This window comes from Kordia sp. (assembly GCF_965224175.1).
Classification (GTDB): Bacteria; Bacteroidota; Bacteroidia; order Flavobacteriales; family Flavobacteriaceae; genus Kordia.
The window spans coordinates 3,177,722-3,200,012 of the sequence record NZ_OZ245041.1 but is presented as its reverse complement, the minus strand read 5'-3'; the positions used below and the strand labels follow the sequence as shown (position 1 = coordinate 3,200,012).

17 protein-coding genes are annotated in these 22,291 nt (G+C 34.5%); 7 read left to right on the top strand and 10 right to left on the bottom strand.

Features of this window, described 5'->3' with window-relative positions:
- Positions 1–8 precede the first annotated feature (8 nt).
- From prfH to ACOQOS_RS13840, 3 genes are read left to right on the top strand one after another with little or no spacing between them, the layout of a single operon-like run.
- Positions 9–605, top strand: a complete 597-nt coding sequence (gene prfH / locus ACOQOS_RS13850; protein WP_420571058.1) for a peptide chain release factor H — start codon at positions 9–11, stop codon at positions 603–605.
- A 3-nt stretch (positions 606–608) separates the two neighbouring features.
- Positions 609–1,157 (top strand): hypothetical protein, encoded by a 549-nt coding sequence (locus ACOQOS_RS13845; RefSeq protein ID WP_420571057.1) that lies wholly within the window; start codon positions 609–611, stop codon positions 1,155–1,157.
- 3 nt (positions 1,158–1,160) lie between these two features.
- Complete coding sequence (locus tag ACOQOS_RS13840; RefSeq protein ID WP_420571056.1) at positions 1,161–2,111, top strand: C45 family autoproteolytic acyltransferase/hydolase; 951 nt, start codon at positions 1,161–1,163, stop codon at positions 2,109–2,111.
- A 110-nt stretch (positions 2,112–2,221) separates the two neighbouring features.
- Here the strand turns inward: ACOQOS_RS13840 and ACOQOS_RS13835 are convergent, their stop codons facing one another.
- Entirely contained in the window at positions 2,222–3,334 is a 1,113-nt protein-coding gene (locus ACOQOS_RS13835) for a TolB family protein (RefSeq protein ID WP_420571055.1), read from the bottom strand.
- Positions 3,335–3,377: 43 nt separating this feature from the next.
- On the opposite strand from ACOQOS_RS13835, the gene ACOQOS_RS13830 reads away from it, so the two are divergent.
- Positions 3,378–4,637 (top strand): M20/M25/M40 family metallo-hydrolase, encoded by a 1,260-nt coding sequence (locus tag ACOQOS_RS13830; protein ID WP_420571054.1) that lies wholly within the window; start codon positions 3,378–3,380, stop codon positions 4,635–4,637.
- 6 nt (positions 4,638–4,643) lie between these two features.
- Here ACOQOS_RS13830 and pbpC read toward each other — a convergent pair whose 3' ends face one another.
- The 9 genes from pbpC to ACOQOS_RS13785 all read right to left on the bottom strand — a co-directional run bounded on the left by pbpC (position 4,644) and on the right by ACOQOS_RS13785 (position 19,198).
- Positions 4,644–6,998 (bottom strand): penicillin-binding protein 1C, encoded by a 2,355-nt coding sequence (gene pbpC, locus ACOQOS_RS13825; RefSeq protein WP_420571053.1) that lies wholly within the window; start codon positions 6,996–6,998, stop codon positions 4,644–4,646.
- Positions 6,999–7,008: 10 nt separating this feature from the next.
- The gene (locus tag ACOQOS_RS13820; protein WP_420571052.1) at positions 7,009–8,112 is read right to left on the bottom strand and encodes a hypothetical protein; all 1,104 of its coding nucleotides are present in this window, start codon (positions 8,110–8,112) and stop codon (positions 7,009–7,011) included.
- 5 nt (positions 8,113–8,117) lie between these two features.
- Positions 8,118–8,585 carry a T9SS type A sorting domain-containing protein gene (locus ACOQOS_RS13815; RefSeq protein ID WP_420571051.1) on the bottom strand — a complete coding sequence of 156 codons (468 nt, stop codon included), beginning with the start codon at positions 8,583–8,585 and terminating at the stop codon, positions 8,118–8,120.
- 93 nt (positions 8,586–8,678) lie between these two features.
- Complete coding sequence (locus tag ACOQOS_RS13810; RefSeq protein WP_420571050.1) at positions 8,679–8,993, bottom strand: antibiotic biosynthesis monooxygenase family protein; 315 nt, start codon at positions 8,991–8,993, stop codon at positions 8,679–8,681.
- Positions 8,994–8,995: 2 nt separating this feature from the next.
- Positions 8,996–11,734, bottom strand: a complete 2,739-nt coding sequence (locus ACOQOS_RS13805; RefSeq protein WP_420571049.1) for a T9SS type B sorting domain-containing protein — start codon at positions 11,732–11,734, stop codon at positions 8,996–8,998.
- Between the two features lie 93 nt (positions 11,735–11,827).
- Complete coding sequence (locus ACOQOS_RS13800) at positions 11,828–17,365, bottom strand: alpha-2-macroglobulin family protein (protein WP_420571048.1); 5,538 nt, start codon at positions 17,363–17,365, stop codon at positions 11,828–11,830.
- Positions 17,366–17,512: 147 nt separating this feature from the next.
- Complete coding sequence (locus ACOQOS_RS13795) at positions 17,513–18,556, bottom strand: isoaspartyl peptidase/L-asparaginase family protein (protein ID WP_420571047.1); 1,044 nt, start codon at positions 18,554–18,556, stop codon at positions 17,513–17,515.
- Between the two features lie 153 nt (positions 18,557–18,709).
- Complete coding sequence (locus ACOQOS_RS13790) at positions 18,710–18,919, bottom strand: hypothetical protein (protein WP_420571046.1); 210 nt, start codon at positions 18,917–18,919, stop codon at positions 18,710–18,712.
- A gap of 18 nt (positions 18,920–18,937) precedes the next feature.
- Entirely contained in the window at positions 18,938–19,198 is a 261-nt protein-coding gene (locus ACOQOS_RS13785) for a class I lanthipeptide (RefSeq protein WP_420571045.1), read from the bottom strand.
- 170 nt (positions 19,199–19,368) lie between these two features.
- On the opposite strand from ACOQOS_RS13785, the gene ACOQOS_RS13780 reads away from it, so the two are divergent.
- From ACOQOS_RS13780 to ACOQOS_RS13770, 3 genes are all read left to right on the top strand, one after another.
- On the top strand, positions 19,369–19,911 hold the full coding sequence (locus ACOQOS_RS13780; protein WP_420571044.1) for a 3-hydroxyanthranilate 3,4-dioxygenase: 543 nt from the start codon (positions 19,369–19,371) through the stop codon (positions 19,909–19,911).
- On the top strand, positions 19,901–20,623 hold the full coding sequence (locus ACOQOS_RS13775) for a hypothetical protein (RefSeq protein WP_420571043.1): 723 nt from the start codon (positions 19,901–19,903) through the stop codon (positions 20,621–20,623). Before ACOQOS_RS13780 ends, ACOQOS_RS13775 begins: the two co-directional genes overlap by 11 nt.
- Positions 20,624–20,710: 87 nt before the next feature.
- Positions 20,711–22,264 (top strand): aldehyde dehydrogenase family protein, encoded by a 1,554-nt coding sequence (locus tag ACOQOS_RS13770; protein WP_420571042.1) that lies wholly within the window; start codon positions 20,711–20,713, stop codon positions 22,262–22,264.
- The last annotated feature ends 27 nt before the right edge of the window (positions 22,265–22,291 follow it).

Below are 22,291 nucleotides of genomic sequence, written 5' to 3'. Positions count from 1 at the left end.
ATAAAATTATGGACAATCAATTTTGGGTACAAATTTCTTCGGGCTCAGGTCCTGAGGAATGCTGCCTCGCCGTAAAATACTTAACAGAAAAGCTAACACGATTGCCAAATTATACATTCAATGTGATTGAATTAGTAGCTACAAAATACCAAAACTATAAATCGGTTTGGTTGCGCGCTACAGGAGATGCCACTGAATTTAAAAATCATTGGCAAGGAAGCATACAATTCATTTTCAGAAGTCCGTATCGTGCACATCATCAGCGTAAAAACTGGTTTGTAGATGTGAAAGTATACATAATGCCAACACAAATTTCTTGGTCTCACAAAGAGGTTCAAGTAAAAACTGCGAGAAGTTCTGGTGCTGGCGGACAACATGTAAATAAGGTAGAGACGGCAGTAAGTATGGTACATATTCCAACAGGAATCACTGTACAAGCAAGCGAAGAACGCTCGCAATTTTTAAACAAAAAACTAGCATTTGCACGATTAGATATCGCAATAAACGCACAAAATAAACAGCGTAAAAACGCGATGCAAAAACAAAAATGGATGCAGCATAAACAGTTGCAACTCGGAAATCCTGTGCAAGTCTTTAAAAAATAAATTATGGGAGCGCCACATAATAAAAAAAGATATGGTGAAATATGGCCGCAAGATCGTATTTCACTTTCCTTGCTAGAATTACAGTTTCTTAGAGAATTTGTAATTCTATCAGGTGGTTGGGCATGGCACTTTTTATCGCCCGAAGGACATACAGAATACAAGCATGCTCACGATCATAAAGATATTGATGTCTTTGTAGATCCAAAACATGTCGCTGAGGTAATGTATGTATTGCAACAACGAAATTTTAAAAAAGTTTGGACACGTTACGATCATTTACCAAGCGAAGAAAATTTTAGACGCTACGAAAAAACGGTGGAAACTGATACAGGAAAATCAATTAGAATTACAATTGATTTCTTTGTGAAATCAGATATTCCATCACGATTTGTGAAAGAATGGACTATTGTCGATCCTACATTTTTACTGAGTTTGTATAGCAATATTCATTCAAGCGATAAATGTTGGGCAGTACAATCGGCTATAAAATTATTAGCAAAAAACATTGATCCACTGGATCATTCAGCATTAGTTACAATTCCTAAAGAATAACAGATGAAAACACATGTTGTAAACTTAGATTTGCCACCAAATGAACGTTGGTCATTTCTAAATGCATATACAAAAGAAATTAACGAATTAATACAATGTTACCTGAATGATTTTACAGGAGCAGAATTTATTTTTGAAGGAATAACAGCTTATAAAGAGCAATTTATCAGTGAAAGCTATGTGCAAGAAATACAGAGTATTGCTGCAATTTGTGATTTTTCTGAAAACGAAATTTTAGTAGCAAACTTATATTACGATGTGTTGAAATTATACTTTGGCTGTACTGCGTTTGCCACATGGAATGGAAACGAAATGTTGCATGCACGAAATTTAGATTGGCATACAGATCAAAATATTTTGAGTACATATTCTATGATATTTGATTATCAAAGGAATGGAAAAACAGTATTTAAATCTGTGGGTTGGCCAGGATTTGTCGGTGTACTTTCAGGTGTCAAACCACAAAAATTTGCTGTTACATTAAACGCTGTTTTAAGTAGTGATACACCAGAAATAGCATTGCCAATTTCATTCTTATTACGCGATATATTAGAAAATTGTGAATCATTTTTAGAAGCAAAAACAAGATTGGAAAATACACCTATTATATGTGATTATCTGTTATTGCTTTCAGGAACGAAATCTAATGAAAAAGTGGTAATTGAACGTATGCCAAAACGGACTTCTACAAGAGCTTCAGAAGAAGATTTTATTGTAGTGACCAATGATTATAAAGAACTTCAAAATGAAAATACAGGGAACAGTAACAGTATTTTGCAAGCTACATCATGTGGACGTTTTGATACGGCAACAGAATTATTACAAAAACACGAAGTAGTAGAAGAATTGGATTGTTTGGAAGTATTACAGAATGAAAATGTAATCATGGGAATTACAGTACAGCAAATGGTTTTTAATGTACATACAGGAAAAATCAAGTTGGTTTGTACTTAATATTGAAACGTCATTGCGAATGAAATGAAACGATGCTATTTTAGTAACAGATTACTTTGTAGTTTCTCTTCGTAATGACGTTTTGCTATTTAAAAAAACAATAGAAAAATCTATTCTTGCCATTCTGCAATAAAAAGATTGGTATCTCTTCCGCCACCATTATTTCTATTAGATGAAAATGCTAACTTTTTTCCGTCATTTGAAAATACAGGAAAAGCATCAAAAGTTTCTCCGTGTGTGATGCGCTCTAAACCTGTTCCATCGATATTAATCATATATAAATTAAATGGAAATCCACGTTTACTCTCATGATTTGAAGAGAAGATGATTTTTTCGCCTGAAGGATGAAAAAACGGACTCCAATTAGCATTTCCTAAATCTGTTAGTTGACGTAAATCGCTTCCGTCTGCATTACAAATGTAGAGTTCCATTTCTGTTGGTTGTACCAAACCTTCTGCCAACAAATCTTTATATTCTTTGATTTCTTCTTTAGTTCTTGGACGTGATGAACGGAAAATAATTTTTGTTCCGTCAGGAGAGAAAAATGCGCCACCATCATAACCTAATTCAAACGTAATTTGTTTTACATCGGTTCCGTCAATATTCATTGTGTATAACTCTAAATCGCCACTTCTTGTGGATGTAAATACAATCTTATCTCCTTTTGGAGAAACAGTTGGCTCTGCATCGTAGCCAACTTCGTTTGTTAATTGCTTTACAATATTTCCTTCCAAATCAGCAACAAAAATGTCGAATGAATCATATACTGGCCAAATATACTTTCCGTTTTTGCGCAAAGGAACTTCAGGGCATTCATCATCTACTAAATGTGTAGACGAATAAATAATATGTTTGTTATCTGGTAAAAAATATGAACAGGTTGTTCTTCCTTTTCCTGTGCTTACCATTGGAGGCATTTTATCTTTGAATGTTTCGTCAATATGCATCAAAAACATCTGATCACAGGAAACATTCCATTTTGTATTGTTAGATTGGAATATTAATTGCTGGTCGTCAAAACTCCAATAAGCTTCTGCATTATCGCCACCAAAAGTTATTTGACGAATATCTTTAAAGTATTTTTCTTCAGGATAAATTAACGGATTGTCTGAAGTTGTTTTTACAGTTTCTTTAGTATTTGTAGTTGTTGATGTTTTTTCTTTTGAGTTTTCTTTACAGGAAAAAACAACGAAACATAGGATTAAAACAAAAATACGTGTCATGGAGTGGTAATATTTTGATAATTTTACACAAAAATAACTTCTTATGTGCAACAAACCAGTATTTGTAATTCTTTTTTTAACAATCTTATGTGCTTGTAAAACAGAACGTCTCATAGAAAACCGTATCAAAGAAGATATAGAAGTATTAGCTGATGATAAGTTGGAAGGAAGAGCGACTGGTTCGCAGGGAGAAATACTAGCAGCAGCACATATAGCGAACAGATTTAAAGCATTAGGTATTCTGCCGAAAGGTACAAACGAGTACATTCAACCTTTTACATTTACGCCAAAGACAGATCCACATGCTGAAGTTGCTTATGGAGAAGGAAATAGTGAAACAGCGATTACAGGAAGAAATGTGATTGGTTTTATTGACAATAATGCAGAAAATACCATTGTAATTGGCGCACATTACGATCATTTAGGAATGGGACAAGAAGGTTCGTTGCATAGAGGAGAACCTATGATTCATAATGGGGCAGATGATAATGCTAGTGGTGTGGCGGTGATGTTGCATTTGGCAGATAAACTACTAGAAGGAAACACAAATAATAACTACTTGTTTATTGCGTTTTCGGGTGAAGAAATGGGCTTGTTAGGTTCTAATTATTTTGTGAAAAATCCAACAATTGATCTTGAGAAAGTCAATTATATGATTAATATGGACATGGTTGGTCGTTTAAAGAAAAACAAAATGTTAGCCATTTACGGAACAGGAACTTCACCAATTTGGCAAAAAACTATTGAAAAAGCCAATAATGAACATGTTTTCGACTTTAAATTGAATACTTCAGGTGTTGGACCGTCCGATCATACGTCTTTTTATTTACAAGATATTCCTGTATTGCATATGTTTACAGGACAACATGTAGATTATCATAAACCATCAGACGACTTGGAAAAGCTAAATTATGAAGGAATGTTGCAAATCTCAAATTTCATTTTTAGAATTATTTCAGAAGTTGATTCGCAAGGAAAATTAGAATTCACCAAAACTGTCAATGAATCTGATGATACACCACGATTTAAAGTAACTTTAGGTGTAATTCCTGACTACTTGTTTGATGGAAAAGGCATGCGTATTGATGGCATTAGTGAAAATCGTCCTGCACAAAAAGCAGGTTTGCAAAAAGGCGATGTCGTAGTGCAATTAGGAGCACATGAAGTGACAGATATGAAGAGTTACATGAGAGCGCTATCAAAATTTGAAAATGGTAATACGACTACTGTAAAAGTAAATCGTAATGGAGAAATCGTAGAAGCTGAGGTTACGTTTTTTGATAAGAAGAAGGAAAAGAAATAATGATTACTATTCTTGAATCTCAATAGTTCTCTTAGCTTCGTTGCCCAATTCGTCAACAACAGTAATTTTATGAATTCCGATTGTAGGTGTAACTTCCATTTCATGAATGGTTTTAGTAGTACCTAAAAAAGCTTCATCTAGATACCAGAAAACTTTTGTTTCAGGAATAGAATGTGCCAAACGCAATACCAATCCATTTGTATTACCATCGAAATCTTTTGGTAGAAATACTTTCACGGCTTCTTCTGGATAGATAAAATCCATACTTTTTTGACCTTCCGCAGTGCAATCTTTTCGGTATGGCGGTAAGCTTTTATATAACGGATTTTTACTTTGATAATAATATTCCATCAATGGTGGCAAAACAAACCAACTTTTATGTGTCATTGCACTTAATGGCTGACAAGAAGAGTTTACTTGATATCGTTCTTCAGCGTCTAAATGCACCCAAATATGATATGGGCATGGCTTTGTTTTTAATCCACTTTTTGGAATAAATTGTAGCTGTGCTTCTTCACATAATTCAGAAGCGCGATATCCACTTTTTGAACAAACAGAGACTTCTTCTAGTTCATCATACGGAACATCAAACCATTCGCTTTTTGGTAATATGTTAAAGACGTCAAATAAAATTGGTGCAGCAGCCGTTGTTCCAATCAATCCTGGGCGACCTTCTCCATCTGCATTTCCAACCCAAACACCTACTACATAATCTTTGGTAGAACCAATTGCCCAAGCATCCCGAAAACCAAAACTGGTTCCTGTTTTCCAAGCAATCTGTTTGCTGGAGTCAAAAAACTCCCAATTTTCTTCGCCTTCTGGTCGATTTACTTCTTTTAATGATTCATAGGTTAAGTATATAGAACCTGCATCAAAAATGGTTTTTTCGGCGGTAAGCGCTCCAAAATCAACTTTTTCATTCAATAAAAAAGAAGGTTCGCAAAATTCATTACTATAATATTGACTGGAGTTTTCTCCAAAATGTGTCAAGGTTGAAGAAAAAGCCGCATAGGTTTTACATAAATCCCATAAGTTGCTTTCTGCTCCTCCAAGAATTAATGAAAGTCCATAATGATCGGCATTTTGCGATATGTCTTTTAATTGTAATTTTTGAAGATAGTGATGAAATCTATCCAAACCATATTGTTGTAACATACGTACTGCAGGAACATTTAACGAACGTGCTAAGGCGCGTTTTGCAGTGACTGCGCCGTCATAAGTTTCCGTAAAATTCTTCGGTGTGTAGTTTCCAATTTTGGTGGGTACATCAATGACTAAAGTATTTGGAAGCAAATCGCCTGCATCTAAAATAGCAGTGTATAAAAATGGCTTCATAATACTTCCTGTACTTCTGGGTTTATGAATAACATTTACATCTTTTTGATGCGCTCTGTCTGTTGGCGTATTTCCAACATATGCTAATACTTTACGTGTTTTGACATCTAAAATTAATACAGCAGCATTGTAAATTTGATTTTGCTCTAATTCTTTGTAATGCTTTGCTACAATTGCATTGGTTTCTTGTTGCAAATTTGAGCTAACAGAAGTTTGTACACGTTTTCCTTTGTGTGTTTTAGAAACCTTGTTTAATAGATGTTTTGCAGTTTGCGGTAGTGCATATGGTTTTTGCGGAAGTGGCTCATTAATTGCCAATTCGTATGTAAGTTCATCAATAATTTCTTGATCAAATAGTTTTTTTAGCAATCGATTACGTTTGGCTTTTAATCGCAATTGATTCTTTCCAGGATAAATTAAACTTGGTGCATTTGGCAGTACAGCTAATGTAGCATTCTCTGCCCACGATAATTCTTGTGGTCTTCTCCCAAAATATCGCCAAGCAGCTGCGTCTAGTCCAACAACATTTCCGCCAAAAGGTGCATATGATGCATAAAAAGCTAAGATTTCTTCTTTAGAATATCGAAACTCCAATCGAGTTGCTAATATAATTTCTTTACACTTCTCTATATAGGTTCGTTTTTGCCCTTTTCGAGACAATCTAATAACTTGTTGTGTTAACGTACTTCCGCCGCGTTTTACTTCTCCAGATTGGATATTTTGCCATAATGCTTTGGCGATTGATATTGGGTTGAATCCTGGGTGATTATAGAAGTATTCGTCTTCAAACTGTACAATACAGATTTCAAATTTTTTAGGAACAGTGTCTAGCTTTGGAAAGCGCCATTGTCCATCATCTGCAATTTTTGCGCCCAATAAAACACCTTCACGACTTTCAATAACTGTAGAAGTTGGTGTATTGAAAAGAGTTTTAGGTAAGCAGAAATAATAGGCTATTAAAAGAATCACTAGAAGAATCATTTTAATTCTATTATTTTGAATCTTTTTGATTATTCTAGTGATCATTTTATGTTTATTAGTTTTCGTTATGAGGAGAAACAACTACATTGCCTGGTCCGTATGATGTGTTTGCATAACTAGTTCCAGTCCACACACCATCTTCTGCATTCCAAACATAAAACATATTATCGTCAGTAGCTTTAAATATAAAGTTTCCATTAGACGCTGTTAAAGAATTGGCTCCGTAAGATGTATTAGTGTAGCTTACAGATGACCAAGTTCCTGTTTGCGAACTCCAAGCATAGATTTTATTTTCATCACTTGATTTGAATGCAAAATTTCCTTCAGATGCTAATAAATTACCAGGTCCATACGATGTATTTACATACGATACAGAAGTCCATACGCCTGTTTTACCATTAAATACAAAGTACTTATTATCATCAGTAGCTTTAAATATAAAATTTCCTTTAGAAGCTGTTAAAGAATTAGCTCCATACGAAGTATTGGTATAGGAAACAGACGACCAGTTGTAGGTTACAAAACTCCAAGCAAACATTTTGTTATCGTCAGAAGCTTTGAACGCAAAGTTTCCGTTAGATTCCATAATAGAACCTATTCCATATGCGGTATTAGTATAAGAAACAGACGACCAACTTCCTTGATTGCTCCATGCATAAACTTTATTTTCATCACTTGATTTGAATGCAAAACTCGTATTATTATTCAGGTTAAGTGGATTGTTTGTATTATTTCCTCCAGAGCTTCCACCTTCTACACTTCCTGCAGTTTTAGCATATAATGCATACGGAACACTTAGTAATTGACTTGTTCCTGTGATGGTATAGTTTGTACCTCCTAATACATCCGTTTCTGTTTTGATGAAATAAGGACCATTACTCCAATCGATTGTAGAGAAATCATCAGAAGTTGATCCATCTCCAATAAGGATAGTTACCAAACCATTAGTGTTTGTAGAAGCAGTGTGAGTTTCTGTATAAACAGCTGTTCCAGTAGTATTGGTTTGTAAAATACTAATGCGCATTCCAATATTAGAATCCTGAATTAGATTTCCTTGATCATTTCTAATAATTGCTTGATAATTAATTAAATCAGGAGCTTGCGCAAAAGCGGTAAGTGTTATAAAAAGAGTTAGTATTGAGAGTAATGTTTTTTTCATTAGTGTTATTTTTTGATGATTTTGAATGTTTTGATTTCTTTGGTTGCTTGAAGAATTTTTAGAAGATACGTTCCGCTTTTTACATTATCTAAAGCAATTTTTTCTGAGATCATTTTCTTTTGATTTTTGATCAACTTTCCATTTAAGTCAAATAATTGATAACTTAAATCAGAATGTTTTCCAGTTTTTAATTGTAAGACATTTGCCGTTGGATTTGGAAATACATGTATTGCCACATCGTTAAAAAAGGGATCGTTGATACTTAGAAGTTGTGTAACTTCTAATGGAATTTGAGCACCTTGGCTTACACTTCCGTCACTACTCTCGAGTGTTTTTACAACCAGTAGTCCTACAGAATAGCTAACACTACCATTACTTCCTGTACTTTCATTAGCAGAGGAAACAGGTGTTTCCTGAGCCATTAAAAAAGAAGCAAAAAATAGTGAAACTAAAAAGATTGTTTTTTGTTTCATATATCAGTTTTAATTATTCGTTGCGAAGGTCGGTAAAAAAAGCATATAGCTTTTAAATTCTTGTATAAACGTTGTTAAAAATTAGTGAGCGTATCATTTTTTTGAAAAATCGTACTCTCGTTCTACTTTACAAATTCTAACGTTGTAATATGTATACCAATCTTTGATTCCTTTTTGTTGTGCAATTACATGATCGGCATGTTGTTTCCATTGTTGAATAGCCTCTAAACTTTTCCAATAACTTACCGTAATTCCAACAGTATTTCGAGCACTTTCAATGCCTATAAATCCTGCTTGTTTTTTGGCTAAATCTTCCATTTGCTGTGCCATTTCAGTATAGCCTTCAATAGTTTCAGTTTGGATAGAAGTAAAGATAACCGCGTAATAGGGAGTAAATTTTGTATTCATTTTTATCTAATTAAAGAAAAACTACCTGAAAAAGATTGTCCTTCCGAAGTCTCAAATTTATACCAGTAATCGTTACTTGGCATTGGTTTTCCTCTATATGTTCCATTCCAACCTTCTATTTGTCCAGGTCTAAAATAGTAGAGTAATTTTCCATAACGATCAAAAATATACATGATAGCTGTTTGTTGTACAGCTATTGAAATTCCTTTTACATTCCATGTATCATTTGCCATATCATTATTTGGCGTAAAGAATGCTGGGAATTTTATGTTAGAGATATCTACAATAGTATCATAACAATCAGGATTTACAAAAAAGTTAGTGATGCTTTTACAACCGTTTTGATTGGTTACTGATACAAAGATTTCTTCCGTATCATTCATGGCATAATAAATAGCATCAATTGAATTTATTTCTTGTTCCGCATTGTCTTCAGAGAGATAGAATTCTAAGGTGTAACTTGTATTTCCGTTTGTCACAATTTGTGGATAAATATCATTTAAGTTAAAATATCCATCCGTATTACTATCAATGTAACAATCTGTGAGCAATCGCGCACTTGGACTATTTACCATAGATTCTACACTTGGATTATTGAGAATTTGAACTGTAAACTGAGTTGTTTCAAAACAAACAGTATTTGTGTTATTTACACGAACAAAAATAGTGGCTTGTCCAGAAGTTAAGGTATAGTTTGTATCAATAGGATTTGTATTTGCTTCTGCATCTGCCAAAGAAATATGATAAGTAATATTTGTGTTTTGAGTAACATTTTGCAAGAGCTCATTTTCTACTTGCGTCAGATCAAAAAGTCCGTTGTTTTCACCTTCACAAAGCGTTAAATCACTTGGAGTTTCAATTCCTAATCTTTCTATACTGATGACATCAAATTGTGTGATGGCAAAGCAGTTTGTATCTGTACTTTGTACACGTATATATATAGTGTTTTGATTTGTAGTTGCTGTGTAATTAGTGCTTATTGCATTTGTATTTTCAGTAGCATCAGTTATACTTTCATGATAAGTTACCACAACATTGTTTGGCGAATTTATCAATAATTCAGCTTCTACTTGCGTCAGATCGAAAACACCATTATTCACAGATTCACATTCCGTGATATCATTTGGTGTTGTTATTTGTAAACTTTCATTAAAAATAATTTCAAATTGAGTTGTAGCAAAACAAGAAGCATCATTCGTATTTTCTACACGCACATAAATGGTTTCTTGTGTTGAAGAAATTTGATAATTGGTTGCAATTGAGTTTGTACCATTTGTTGCATCTGTCATTGTTGTATGATAACTAACATTTACAGGAATTGAATTATTTTGAAGCAACTCATTTTCTACTTGCGTAAGATCAAAAACGCCATTATTTTCATCTGCACATTGTGTTAAGTTGTTTGGTGTTTCAATCGAAGGACCAGTAACAGCTGAAATTGTAAATTGTGTTATGGCGAAACAGCCATCATCTACATTTTCTACTCTTACATAGATAGTTTCTGGGTTTAACGTTGTGGTATAGTTAGCATTTACAGCATTCACACTCAATGTAGCATCTTCTTCAGAGTTATAATAGGTTACATTGACTGCATTGGTTACATTTTGAAGTAATTCTGTTTCAACAGTTGTCAAATCATAAGTGAAATTAGTATCATTATCACAGATTACTAACTCCGATGGATCTGTTAACTCAGGAATAGTATCGGTAACTACGATATTTACTTCAACAACATCAAAAGTTCCAGTTACTGTATTTTCAATTCGTATATAAATAGTTTGTCCGCCTTGTTGGGTATTTGTCCAGTTATCTGGAAGTGGATTTACATCATTATTAGCATCATCAGGGCTTACATGAGAAGAAGCTTCAAAACTAAAGGCTTCATGCAATCCTGCCGCGCCCCACCAAGCACCATGGGTAAAATCATTGGTTACAATGGTGGTAAAGGTAAATGTGTCTAAGTTAATTCGGTACAATCTGCTTGAAGATACACCATACAATTCACCAAGTTCACTGGCAAGTCCAAAAGTACTGTTTAAAATAGTTCCTAAATCTATGTGTGATACATAATTGAAATTATCATCGAGTGTTACCTCATATAGTCGTATTCCGTTTGAGTTCCAAGCTATATACATTTTGTCACCAAGCATCACAAAATCGCCGCTTGGTGCGCCGCTACCAAAGTTGTGCCATATATACGGAGCAGACATTTCATCGCTATCATATCTATACACGACGCTCGAATTTCCACCACCATAATACATATTTCCTTGCGTATCAAAAGATAAGGAATTGGTAGATGGAAGACCTGTTAAACCAGGAACTGCCGTCGTACTACAATCTGTTTCGTCTAAGATACGGATGGAATTAAAATTAGTTACATAAACAACGCCGTCTTCATCTACAGCAATATCTGATAAAGGATTGGCAGCAGGAAGCCCACAAATTACCTCACTTGTTGTTGTTGCTGAAGAAAGATTGCCTATTTTAATAACATGACCAATTCCAGTAGAAATTAAAACAGCTTCATCATCAAAAGAAACGCCATTATTGTATTCTGAAAGAATATCTGATTGAATGTCCAAAATGTTTATTTCTGCAAAACCATCTTCATCACAAATAACATATTCAATAGGATCCATCATTATGTTTGATGTTGTTTCAGATAATGCATCTATAGAGTTTCCCGAGAAGGCAAAAAATCCCAAGAAAATAATGAATCCTATTTTAATTTTTGACATACAGTTTTATTATAATTTTTTTTAAAGATGTAACTATTTTAAAATAGTTGCGTTGAATTCACGCTAAAGGTACTGAAACTTTACAAACGATATTTATTTTACAACTTCAATCCATTGTCCTTTGGTGCGTACAAAGAAATCATTATCATACATTGCTTCTGCCTGAACACCTGGTAGATAATACCTTCCTAAGTAAGAAGCATTCAACAATACATTGAATGTTTTTGCTTTTCCACTTGGTAAATCGAAATAGAAATTCACACGATCGTCTCTAATATCAGTATGTCTTGCTTCACTTGAAGGTGTATTTCCGTAATCGGTAAAACGTGTATTGACAATTTCCCAACCTGAAGGAAAGATTTCTGTCAATGCAATATCGCCAACAAACTCTGGCTTATCATTTGAAATGGTTACTGTTGCCATGAAGTCTGTTCCTTGTTGTAGTTTCGTTACATCAATTTTGTTACCCGCTTTGTCTTTGTAGGTAATGCGAATACTTAAGTTACGCTTTTCTGCTAATTCTTCTCCTAGTGGTAATTTTCCAATATTTAGTACACGTACGAATAATACATTTTCTTGCTTATTCTCAATTTGTAATGAATTTGCTCCTTTTTTAATAGTTAGATCGCGTTGTGCAATTGCTTTTGATGTTTCAATGTTTTGTTGATTTTTTCCATTGATGGAGAATTGCATTTTGATTTCCTTTCCGCCGTTTTGCGTCACCATTTTACCCATAGCTAATAAGCAATATGCTGTAGTTTGCGTACTCATCCAACGACTAGACGATAGTTCTTTGGCAATTGTTTTGGCAAGATCAATAGATTTTTTGTCTTTTAAAATCATCATAGTTTCCATGGCCATTGCTCTATTTCTATCTACTGAACCATACGTGTAATCGTAGCGTACTTTATGTGGCTTGAAGTTAATATTGGCAGTTTTTGCAATCGCTTCAGCAGCTTCTTTTTGTGAAGCGAGTGCGTATGCTGCTGCCAATCGCCATTTCGCATCATTTGATAAGGTATTAGATTCACGTAATCTGTTCATAGAAGCTAAATCTGGATGACCTGCTAAAGCTAGCGTGTATAAGCGATACGCTTGTGATACATCTGTGTTATAATGACTATTATTATTTGAACGCCAAGCACGTGCTGCATTTTGTTGAAATTTAATCCACTGATCCATGAAATTTAGCGGTAATGTGAATCCTTTCTTTTCTGCTTCAATCATAAAATGACCTGCGTATGTCGTTCCCCAATCATTGGTCATGCTTTCTCCAATCCAATAACTCAATCCGCCATTTGGACGTTGAAAATGTGACAAACGTTTGATGCCTTTTTCTATATTTTGATTGATTTGTGCTTTCTTCTGAGTAGTCAAGTCAAAAATATCTGCCAAATATAATTGCGGGAACACACTAGAAGTTGTTTGTTCTATACAACCATGTGGATACTGAATTAAATATTCCATACGCGATGTAAAATCCATTGGTGGTAATGTTGAAAATTCTACAGTAGCTGCGTTTGTTCCTGCAACACCAAAAGTTTCAAAATTAAGTGTTTGCGTTGTTTTTCCATCGAGTGTTAACTCATGAACTTTCTTAGTAATTGGATTTGGGTTTTCTACATCAATTTCTACTTTATAAGATGCCTTTTCTCCGTTTCCTGAAGCAATGACTTCAATGGTTTGAATCCCTTTTGTTTCACCAACATTCAGGTCAAAAAAGACCATTTTTTCATCTGGTTTGCTAAATGTGAGTGATTTTGTGTTGCTTCCAACAACAGAAATACCATTTTGTAGTTTTAGCTCAAGTGATACATTTTTTACTTTTTTCTCCATTGCAAAAACGGTGACAGGAAGTGTTACTTTTTCACCAGGACTTAATTTTCGTGGTGCTGTCGCTAAAACCATTAATGGCTTTTTTACTTGTGATGATTTTTCTGCATTTCCATAAGCTCCTGTATCTGTATTTCCAGCAACTACCATAGTACGTACTGCGCCAATATAATTTGGCATTTCAATTTTGTGAGACTTGGTTTGTCCTGCTTTTAGCTTAAAAGGACCTAAATATTTAACGACAGGTTTGAAACGATTTGCTTTTTTATTTTTGGAACCATTTCCGCCATCGCCACCACCAATAGCAAATACTTGATCAATATCTCCGCTAAATGCGCCAATAATGTCATCGTAAATGTCCCAAGTTCGTACACCAAGCGCTTGTCTTTGATAGAAAATATCCCAAGGATTTGGCGTTCTAAATCGGGTTAAATCTAACAGACCTTCATCTACAACAGCAAGCGTATACGTCATTGCTTTTTTGTTGGTTTCGCTCACTTTTACCGTAAATGTTTTTTCTGGACGTAATGTTTCAGGTACTGATATTTTTGGCTTTATAATCGTAGCCGGATTTTCTACTAATATTGGAATGACACCATACAGTCGAATTGGTAAGTCGTTTGAAACGTTATTGTGTTTTTGAACCAGTGAGATATTGATAAATACATTTGGCGCCATTTCTGAGGTAATCGGAATGGTTGTTGTTGTTTGTTCTTTAGAAGTTTTTACCCATTTTGTACTTAATACTTCTGTACCGTTTTCAACACTTACTAATGCGCGTCCACCTTGCCCAGAAGGAAATGTAATTGTTGCTTTTTCACCAACATTATATTTGTCTTTGTCTGCAGAAAAAATCAGCATTTTAGCCGCTTCTGAGTTTCCGTCATTGCTTCTGCGCCACCAATCTTTATAAAAGTAAGCTGTTTGTCCAGTAGCATGTCCGCTTATTGGATCATATACACGTATTAAAAAACGTCCGCGATTTTCGTCAGGAATGTTGAGGTTAAAGCTTCCTTTTCCTTTTGCGTTTGTATCTACTTTAAAGGTTTTATAGTGTGAATGATAGTCGCTTCCCGAATAAGAAGAAAGGTCTTCATACGATGAACTCCACCACCAACGCCAATTGATTTCATATATTCTTACTTCGAGTCCGTTGCGCTTTATTGGATTTCCTTTATCATCAACCGTAACGATATCAAATTCATTGTCTTCGTCTGTAAAAAAAGAACCGTATTGTTTTGGTTCAGGCGATTTTAATCCTACAAAAGAAGTGTATGGTGCAAAGTTTTTTGAGAACGCATCAATAGAGAAATCACCACCATTTTCAAATACACGTGTTAAGAAAGAAGCGCGCAACATGCCTGGTGCATTTTTATCTACGTTTATTTTTTTGGAGATTTCTACCAAGCCTTCTTCATCCAGATTTCCTTTGAACATGACAAATTCTTCTGTATTAAAGTCACGTGTTGGATCGTTAAATTCATATTGCGAAAATTTCTTGAAAGAAGTTTTTGTACTTGTCAATCGTACATTCACTTCTGCTTTAAGATTTTTTGCAGGTGCGCCGTGCAACCAAGCTGCTTTTAGAGTTCCTTTAATTGGTTTGGAATTGGCTAAAATTTCGTCATCAAAATCAATATTAATTTTTAACCTATTAGGTTTTACAGTTTCTACTTTGAGCGATTTAGAAAAATTGACGCCACCAACACTTACATTGGCATCCCAAGTTCCTGTCGGCGCTTCTCTATCTGTGGCAACGGTAAATTTATAGAAGTTATTTACGCCTTGAGTAGTCACGTTTTTGTAGACTAATTTTCCACGCGCATCTGTCACTTCCATTTTCACAGGATGATTTTTTGGAAGCGGATTTTCTTTGTCATTTAATACAAAAGCTAAATGTAATGTATCGCCAGGTCGCCAAACACCGCGTTCACCATAAATATAACCGTTGATTCCTTTTTTGATTTTTTTACCAGAAACATCAAATTTACTCATAGACAACGAGTTTCCGTCATTGAGTTTTACATACGTCATTTGATTGTTTTTAGAAACAATAGCAAAGTATGCGTTTTTGTCTGCATCAATCGTTATTAATCCTTCCGAATCTGTACGTCTGGATTCTATTTCTTGTTGTTGGTAGTTGTAGAGCGTTACTTTAGCATTGCCCACTGGATTTGTAGTAATGATATCACTTACAGCAAAATAATACGATTTGTTTTCACCTCTTTTTACAATGACACCTAAGTCTGATGCCAAAACATTTGCTGTGAGGAAACGATCTTGTAAGTAATATGAATCTGTACAAGGATTTTCACGATCATCCCAATTGTAGCGATAGTTTCTGAAATTATAGATTTTATTGTCCCAATATTCTTCTTCATTTTCGTCTTCATCTTCGCGGTTTTGATAATAACTGTTACGCGAACTTGCTTCTTCCGTTGTGACTACATCTTCACAGGTATATAATGCGTATGCTTTTTTAAACCCTATTTCTATTTGATAAATAGCACCTGGTTCAGATTGAAAAAGCGTCGACAAGTCAATTCCGTATGTTTTCCATTGTCCATCATTGTCATCTTCATTTTTAATCAAGTGAATTGTTTTCTTAGCAATACGTCTTCCTACTGTACGAATACTATAGCGATCAATTTCACCAATATCATTTCCTTGTAAAAATTGCAATACATTTTTTTGGTATATTTTGATGATGCGGACATCTACTGATTTCAAGTTTATGGCTTGAAAATTATATGTTAAGTTTTTTGAATTTGGTAAAATTACACCTGTACTAATGGCGCGGAGTTCTGGTTTTTGTTGATCAAAAGAAACACGCTTGCTATAATCGCGTTTTAGTTTGAAACCATCTTTGTTTTTGATTCCAGGAAATACTTCAAGTGTCGTTGTGCCTGTAATTCTATTTTTTGGATATACATTTAAGATATTTCCATCAATCGCATAGGTAATGTTCTGTTGATTTTTTATGGTGACTAAACCTTCAAAATTTTGATTTTTTGATAAAGGATCGGAGAAGTTGATGCTTATTTTTTGCTCTGGACTTTGTGAAATGGTAAATCCAACAATGGAGAAGTTGTTTTGTCCAGGAATTGTATATTTTTTGGAACCTTTTGCTTTTGCATGTATCGGTTTTCCTGTCCAAGATATATTAATTTCAGAACTGTCTTCTGGTCTATGGATGCTATCGATGACAAACCCATATTCATTTTTAATGAAATTTGTTTCATTCCATGTAATTGCTAGTTTTTTTCCATTTTGCGTTGCCGAAATTAATGTTGGAAGCTTTTCAGGAGCAATAATATCTGCAGATTTTAAAACACCATTGAGAAATTGCCATTCTTTGGAATATGATTGTAAATCATTGGTTACAATTGTAAAATTTGGCGCAACAGTTTTAAAAGCAAATGTGTAGGAACTAAACTCACTAGGAACATTTTCATATATATCATCTAAGTTCACAGTCACTGCATATTCAGTATCTGGTTGCAATGCTGTTTCTGGTGTAAAGCGTAACGTTTTGTTATTTTGAACTGATAACTTTCCTTTTACTTTTGGACGAATTTGTATGAGTTTGGAAGGCACTTCTTTTTCTTCGTCTCCCCAAGTTGGCACTTCTTTTTGAAGTCCGATGATAATTGGTTCGTTTACCGAAATGGTTCCGGCAGTTGTTTGGTAGATATAGTCTTTGAATTCAAAAATATTATCAGTTTCTGGATTTGTTTTTTTACAGGAAAAAAATCCTAGAAATACCAAAGAGAGAATGAAAATAGTAGTGTTACGCATGATGGTTTTTTTTGTAAAATAAACAGACTTCTCCATAATATAAGTGTGAATTGAGTATTCGTTATGATCTATCTAGAATTCGTAAACTCGTTACGGTTTTTCGTTTTTACTCGATAATCGAAATGTAAATACTCTGAATTTGACTTATTATTCTTTGTAAATACCAACAGTTATATTGCCTTTTTCGTCAACCATAGCTCTGTACATTCCAGGCGTATTGAATTCGGCAACTAAGTTTCCTTTAGCATCTATGGCAATAATTCCGCCATCGCCGCCCATATTTTTCAGTTTGTTTTGGATTACTTCTTTTGAAGCTTCTTGGAGCGACATGTTTTTGTATTCCATCAAAGCAGAAATATCATGTGCTACTGCGGCTCTGATAAAATATTCACCATGTCCAGTTCCAGAAACAGCACAAGTTTTATTATTGGCATAAGTTCCTGCACCAATAATTGGAGAATCTCCAATGCGACTCCATTTTTTATTAGTCATTCCTCCTGTGGAAGTTCCTGCAGCTAGATTTCCGTCTTTATCTAAAGCAACACAGCCTACGGTTCCGTACTTGTAATCTTTGATATATGGATCTATATAAGCAGCTTTGTCTTTGTTTCCTTTTTTTGCTTTTTGCAGCGAATTGAAACGTTTTTCAGTAAAAAAATAGCTGGTATCAACGACTTCTAAACCTTGTGCTGCTGCAAATTGTTCAGCGCCTTTTCGAGCAAGCAAAACATGATTTGAGTTTTCCATCACTTTTCGAGCGGCAGATATTGGGTTTTTCAAATTAGTCACACCTGCAACTGCACCAGCATTTAAAGTTTTTCCTTCCATAATAGAAGCATCTAATTCATTTTTACCATTATTTGCAAAAACGGCACCTTTTCCAGCATTGAATAATGGAGAGTTTTCTAAAATATGAATGGTTTGTTCTACAGCGTCTAAACTAGAACCACCATTTTTTAATATCTCATATCCTTTGCTAGCAGCTTTTTCTAATGTGGATTTGTAATCTGCTTCCATTGCTGGTGTCATATTCTTTTTTAAGATGGTTCCAGCGCCACCGTGGATTACAAGACCAAAACCATTTTTAGGAGTTTCATCAACTTTTTTAGGTGTTTTTTCTTCAGGAGAAGTATTTGAACAACCTGTCGCTATAAGCGCAAAGAGAATTAAAATAAAAGCTGATTTTTTCATGTGTATTGTAAGATTGATTAGTGCATTAAATTTACACAATTTCGAATGGAAAAGCTTTTTGTTTCTCAGATATTTATTCACAAATACGATCTATAAAAAAACTCCAAAAGAATCTTCTTTTGGAGTTGTAAGCTTTATGGTTTAAATCTTATGTTAAACTGGAGTACAAGTTAAGTCCCAAGAAGGCGGGCAACTACATGCTGTACCTAATTCACTATACCAAGTACATTGATAAATATCATATGTGATAGCGCATTCTTTTAGATTTCTTGATAATGGGATTGGAAATGGTCCAGAACCTCCATTTAGATTTGATACTGATGCTTTTTTAAGCGATAATGATTTTAATTTCTTTTTTTTCATGGTTTTGTAATTTTAAGATTATGCTTCACAAGGAAAATTAACTGAGGTTTCACATCTAATGAGTTGCGATCCGCAGTTTTGTGGCCAAGAAGGCGGACAAGTACAAGCAGTGTATAATTCACTATACCAAGTACATGTTTTAATAAGTTGACTTGTGCAGTTTCCGCCACCAACGGTACACGAAATGTGTGATTTGGCATTACCACCTTGTACGCCACCAAGATTTGAGATTTGCTTTTTCCCTAAATCTAATTTTTTACTTAGTTTCTTTTTTTTCATGATTAAAGTTTTTAATTAGCATTTAAAAAGTTAGGAAAATATCAAGGATGCAAAGTACGGTTTTGCCTTAATTAACACTTGTTTACCAGTTACTTGTGTTGTTATTTGATTGTTGGTAAGTGCCGATCGCTAAAAAATCCGTAATTTTAAAATCTAAAATTCTAATTATAATGGCCATACAAAAACCGTTTAATCTCAATCAATGGATTGAAGAAAATAGAGACTTACTAAAACCACCTGTTGCAAACAAAAATTTATACAAAGAAGCTGGTGATTATATTGTGATGATTGTTGGCGGACCAAACGCTCGAAAGGACTATCATTATAACGAAACGGAAGAATTATTTTACCAGTTAGAAGGAAATATTGAAGTACATATTCAAGAAGATGGTGAAAAGAAAACGATGAAGTTAGGACCTGGCGATATGTATCTGCATCCTGCTGGCGTACCACATTCTCCTGTGCGTTTTGACAATTCTATTGGATTGGTGGTAGAACGCAAACGAAAAGGAACTGATTTAATGGATGGTTTGCAATGGTATTGCGATAATTGTAATCATAAACTACATGAAGTGCGATTTCCATTGAACGATGTAGAGAAAGACTTTTTAGGGCATTTTAAAGATTTTTACGCTTCTAAAGAATTACTTACTTGTGATAATTGCGGACACGTTATGCCTGTTGATAAACGATTTACCGCAGATGAAGCATAAGATTATTTTTTTAGTGATCGTTTTAGGAATTTTTGCATTTTCATGCGAACCCAAACTATCCGCGGAAGCGATTATTGAAAAGTCTATAGAAAACGCTCATGGCGGAATGACACAATGGGAAACGCCTAAAATGTTGGTGTATGAAAAAGTAACAACATTGTATGATAGTTTAAGAACTATTGAACTTGAAAAAAAGCAAACATTTTACAATACCTTACAACCAGAGTTTACTTCCAAAGTTATTTGGGAGGAAAACGGTAAAGAGAAACGTATTGTGTTTGATGGCAAAGAAACCCATATGTTTATTGATGGTTTTCAAGTTACGGATGATGAAAAAGTAGCCGCTGCACATGAAGAAATTTTGGGAGCACAATATGTATTTTGGCAACCATACAAATTACTTGTAGATGATGTTTCTTTAACATCTGAAGGAATCATACGATTAGAAGATGGAAAAAGAGCCTATAGTGTAAAGGCTGTGTATCCAAATAGCGAAAACATTTGGTGGTACTATTTTGATGCAGAAACATTTTTACTCAAAGAAAACTTAGTCAAGCACGGAACAACTTATAGCCATATAAAAAACTTGAAACACGAAACAAAAACTGGATTGTTTTTGAACAAAGAACGAAAGAGCTTTATGGTTGATGTTGTAAATAATCAAAAATATCTTCGAGCACATTATCATTACAACATTCTCGAATTGAAATGATAAACAATTTATGGAAGAATGAAGATTGCTAGAATTGTACTATCTTCGCAAAAATTTAACAAAAGAACTAAAAAAAGTTATAAATAAATGGGAGCAGTAACTACTGATTTTGGAATCAAAGAAGCCTTAGCAACATTAGGCTTAAAAGATATCAATGAAGGAACTTCAACAGGTTCAAACAATTTCTCAAATGGAGAACTTATCGAATCATATTCTCCAGTAGATGGAAAATTGATTGGAAAAGTAAAATCTACGACGAAAGAAGATTATGAAAAAGTGATGGAAGCTGCTACTTCAGCTTTTAAAACTTGGAGAGTGATGCCAGCGCCACAACGTGGAGAAGTGGTACGCCAGTTTGGAGAAAAATTAAGAGAGAAAAAAGAAGCACTTGGAAAATTGGTTTCGTATGAAATGGGGAAATCATACCAAGAAGGTTTAGGAGAAGTTCAAGAAATGATTGATATCTGTGATTTCGCAGTTGGATTATCTCGTCAACTTCACGGACTTACAATGCATTCTGAGCGTCCAGGACACAGAATGTATGAGCAATATCACCCACTTGGAGTTGTTGGAATTATTTCTGCATTCAACTTCCCAGTAGCCGTTTGGGCTTGGAATACAGCTTTGGCTTGGATTTGTGGAGATGTATGTGTGTGGAAACCATCTGAAAAGACACCAATGTGTGGAGTAGCTTGTCAAAATATTGCAGCAGAAGTTTTTGCTGAAAATAACTTACCTGAAGGAATTTGCTGTTTAGTAAACGGAGATTACAAAGTAGGTGAGTATCTTTCTAAAGACACACGTATTCCATTAGTTTCTGCAACAGGATCAACGCGCATGGGTAAAATTGTAGCGAAAGAAGTAGCAGGACGTTTAGGAAAATCTTTATTAGAATTAGGAGGAAACAATGCTATTATTGTTACACCAGATGCAGATATTAAAATGACCGTTATTGGAGCTGTTTTTGGAGCTGTTGGAACGGCAGGACAACGTTGTACATCTACACGTAGATTAATTATCCATGATTCTATTTACGATAAAGTAAAAGATGCAGTTGTTGATGCATACGGACAGTTACGCATTGGAAATCCATTAGATGAAAACAACCACGTTGGACCGCTAATTGATAAAGATGCTGTAAAAATGTATGAAGCTGCTTTAGAAAAAGTAGTTGCTGAAGGCGGAAATATTGTTGTAGAAGGAGCAGTATTAGAAGGAGCAGGTTATGAAAGCGGATGCTATGTAAAACCTGCTATTGCTGAAGCTGAGAATTCTTTCGAAATTGTACAGCACGAAACATTTGCACCAGTATTATACTTATTAAAGTATAGTGGAAATATTGAAAACGCAATTGATGTTCAAAACGGTGTTGCACAAGGATTATCTTCTGCAGTGATGACAAATAACTTACGTGAAGCAGAACGTTTCTTAAGTCACGCAGGATCTGATTGTGGAATTGCCAATGTAAATATTGGAACGTCTGGAGCAGAAATTGGTGGTGCTTTTGGTGGAGAAAAAGAAACAGGTGGTGGACGTGAGTCTGGATCTGATGCTTGGAAAGTATACATGCGTAGACAAACTAATACAATCAACTACACAACAGAATTGCCATTAGCGCAAGGAATTAAGTTTGATTTGTAAATTGCAGTTCATCTAATATATTGAAAG

Bases quoted from the DNA above. Each gene is read 5' to 3' on its own strand.
- ACOQOS_RS13815 (WP_420571051.1), bottom strand. From the start codon at position 8,585: ATGAAACAAAAAACAATCTTTTTAGTTTCACTATTTTTTGCTTCTTTT.
- ACOQOS_RS13795 (WP_420571047.1), bottom strand. From the start codon at position 18,556: ATGAAAAAATCAGCTTTTATTTTAATTCTCTTTGCGCTTATAGCGACA.
- ACOQOS_RS13840 (WP_420571056.1), top strand. From the start codon at position 1,161: ATGAAAACACATGTTGTAAACTTAGATTTGCCACCAAATGAACGTTGG.
- ACOQOS_RS13785 (WP_420571045.1), bottom strand. From the start codon at position 19,198: ATGAAAAAAAAGAAACTAAGTAAAAAATTAGATTTAGGGAAAAAGCAA.
- ACOQOS_RS13835 (WP_420571055.1), bottom strand. From the start codon at position 3,334: ATGACACGTATTTTTGTTTTAATCCTATGTTTCGTTGTTTTTTCCTGT.
- ACOQOS_RS13780 (WP_420571044.1), top strand. From the start codon at position 19,369: ATGGCCATACAAAAACCGTTTAATCTCAATCAATGGATTGAAGAAAAT.
- ACOQOS_RS13770 (WP_420571042.1), top strand. From the start codon at position 20,711: ATGGGAGCAGTAACTACTGATTTTGGAATCAAAGAAGCCTTAGCAACA.
- ACOQOS_RS13790 (WP_420571046.1), bottom strand. From the start codon at position 18,919: ATGAAAAAAAAGAAATTAAAATCATTATCGCTTAAAAAAGCATCAGTA.
- pbpC (WP_420571053.1), bottom strand. From the start codon at position 6,998: ATGATCACTAGAATAATCAAAAAGATTCAAAATAATAGAATTAAAATG.
- ACOQOS_RS13820 (WP_420571052.1), bottom strand. From the start codon at position 8,112: ATGAAAAAAACATTACTCTCAATACTAACTCTTTTTATAACACTTACC.
- ACOQOS_RS13800 (WP_420571048.1), bottom strand. From the start codon at position 17,365: ATGCGTAACACTACTATTTTCATTCTCTCTTTGGTATTTCTAGGATTT.
- ACOQOS_RS13845 (WP_420571057.1), top strand. From the start codon at position 609: ATGGGAGCGCCACATAATAAAAAAAGATATGGTGAAATATGGCCGCAA.
- prfH (WP_420571058.1), top strand. From the start codon at position 9: ATGGACAATCAATTTTGGGTACAAATTTCTTCGGGCTCAGGTCCTGAG.
- ACOQOS_RS13775 (WP_420571043.1), top strand. From the start codon at position 19,901: ATGAAGCATAAGATTATTTTTTTAGTGATCGTTTTAGGAATTTTTGCA.
- ACOQOS_RS13805 (WP_420571049.1), bottom strand. From the start codon at position 11,734: ATGTCAAAAATTAAAATAGGATTCATTATTTTCTTGGGATTTTTTGCC.
- ACOQOS_RS13810 (WP_420571050.1), bottom strand. From the start codon at position 8,993: ATGAATACAAAATTTACTCCCTATTACGCGGTTATCTTTACTTCTATC.
- ACOQOS_RS13830 (WP_420571054.1), top strand. From the start codon at position 3,378: ATGTGCAACAAACCAGTATTTGTAATTCTTTTTTTAACAATCTTATGT.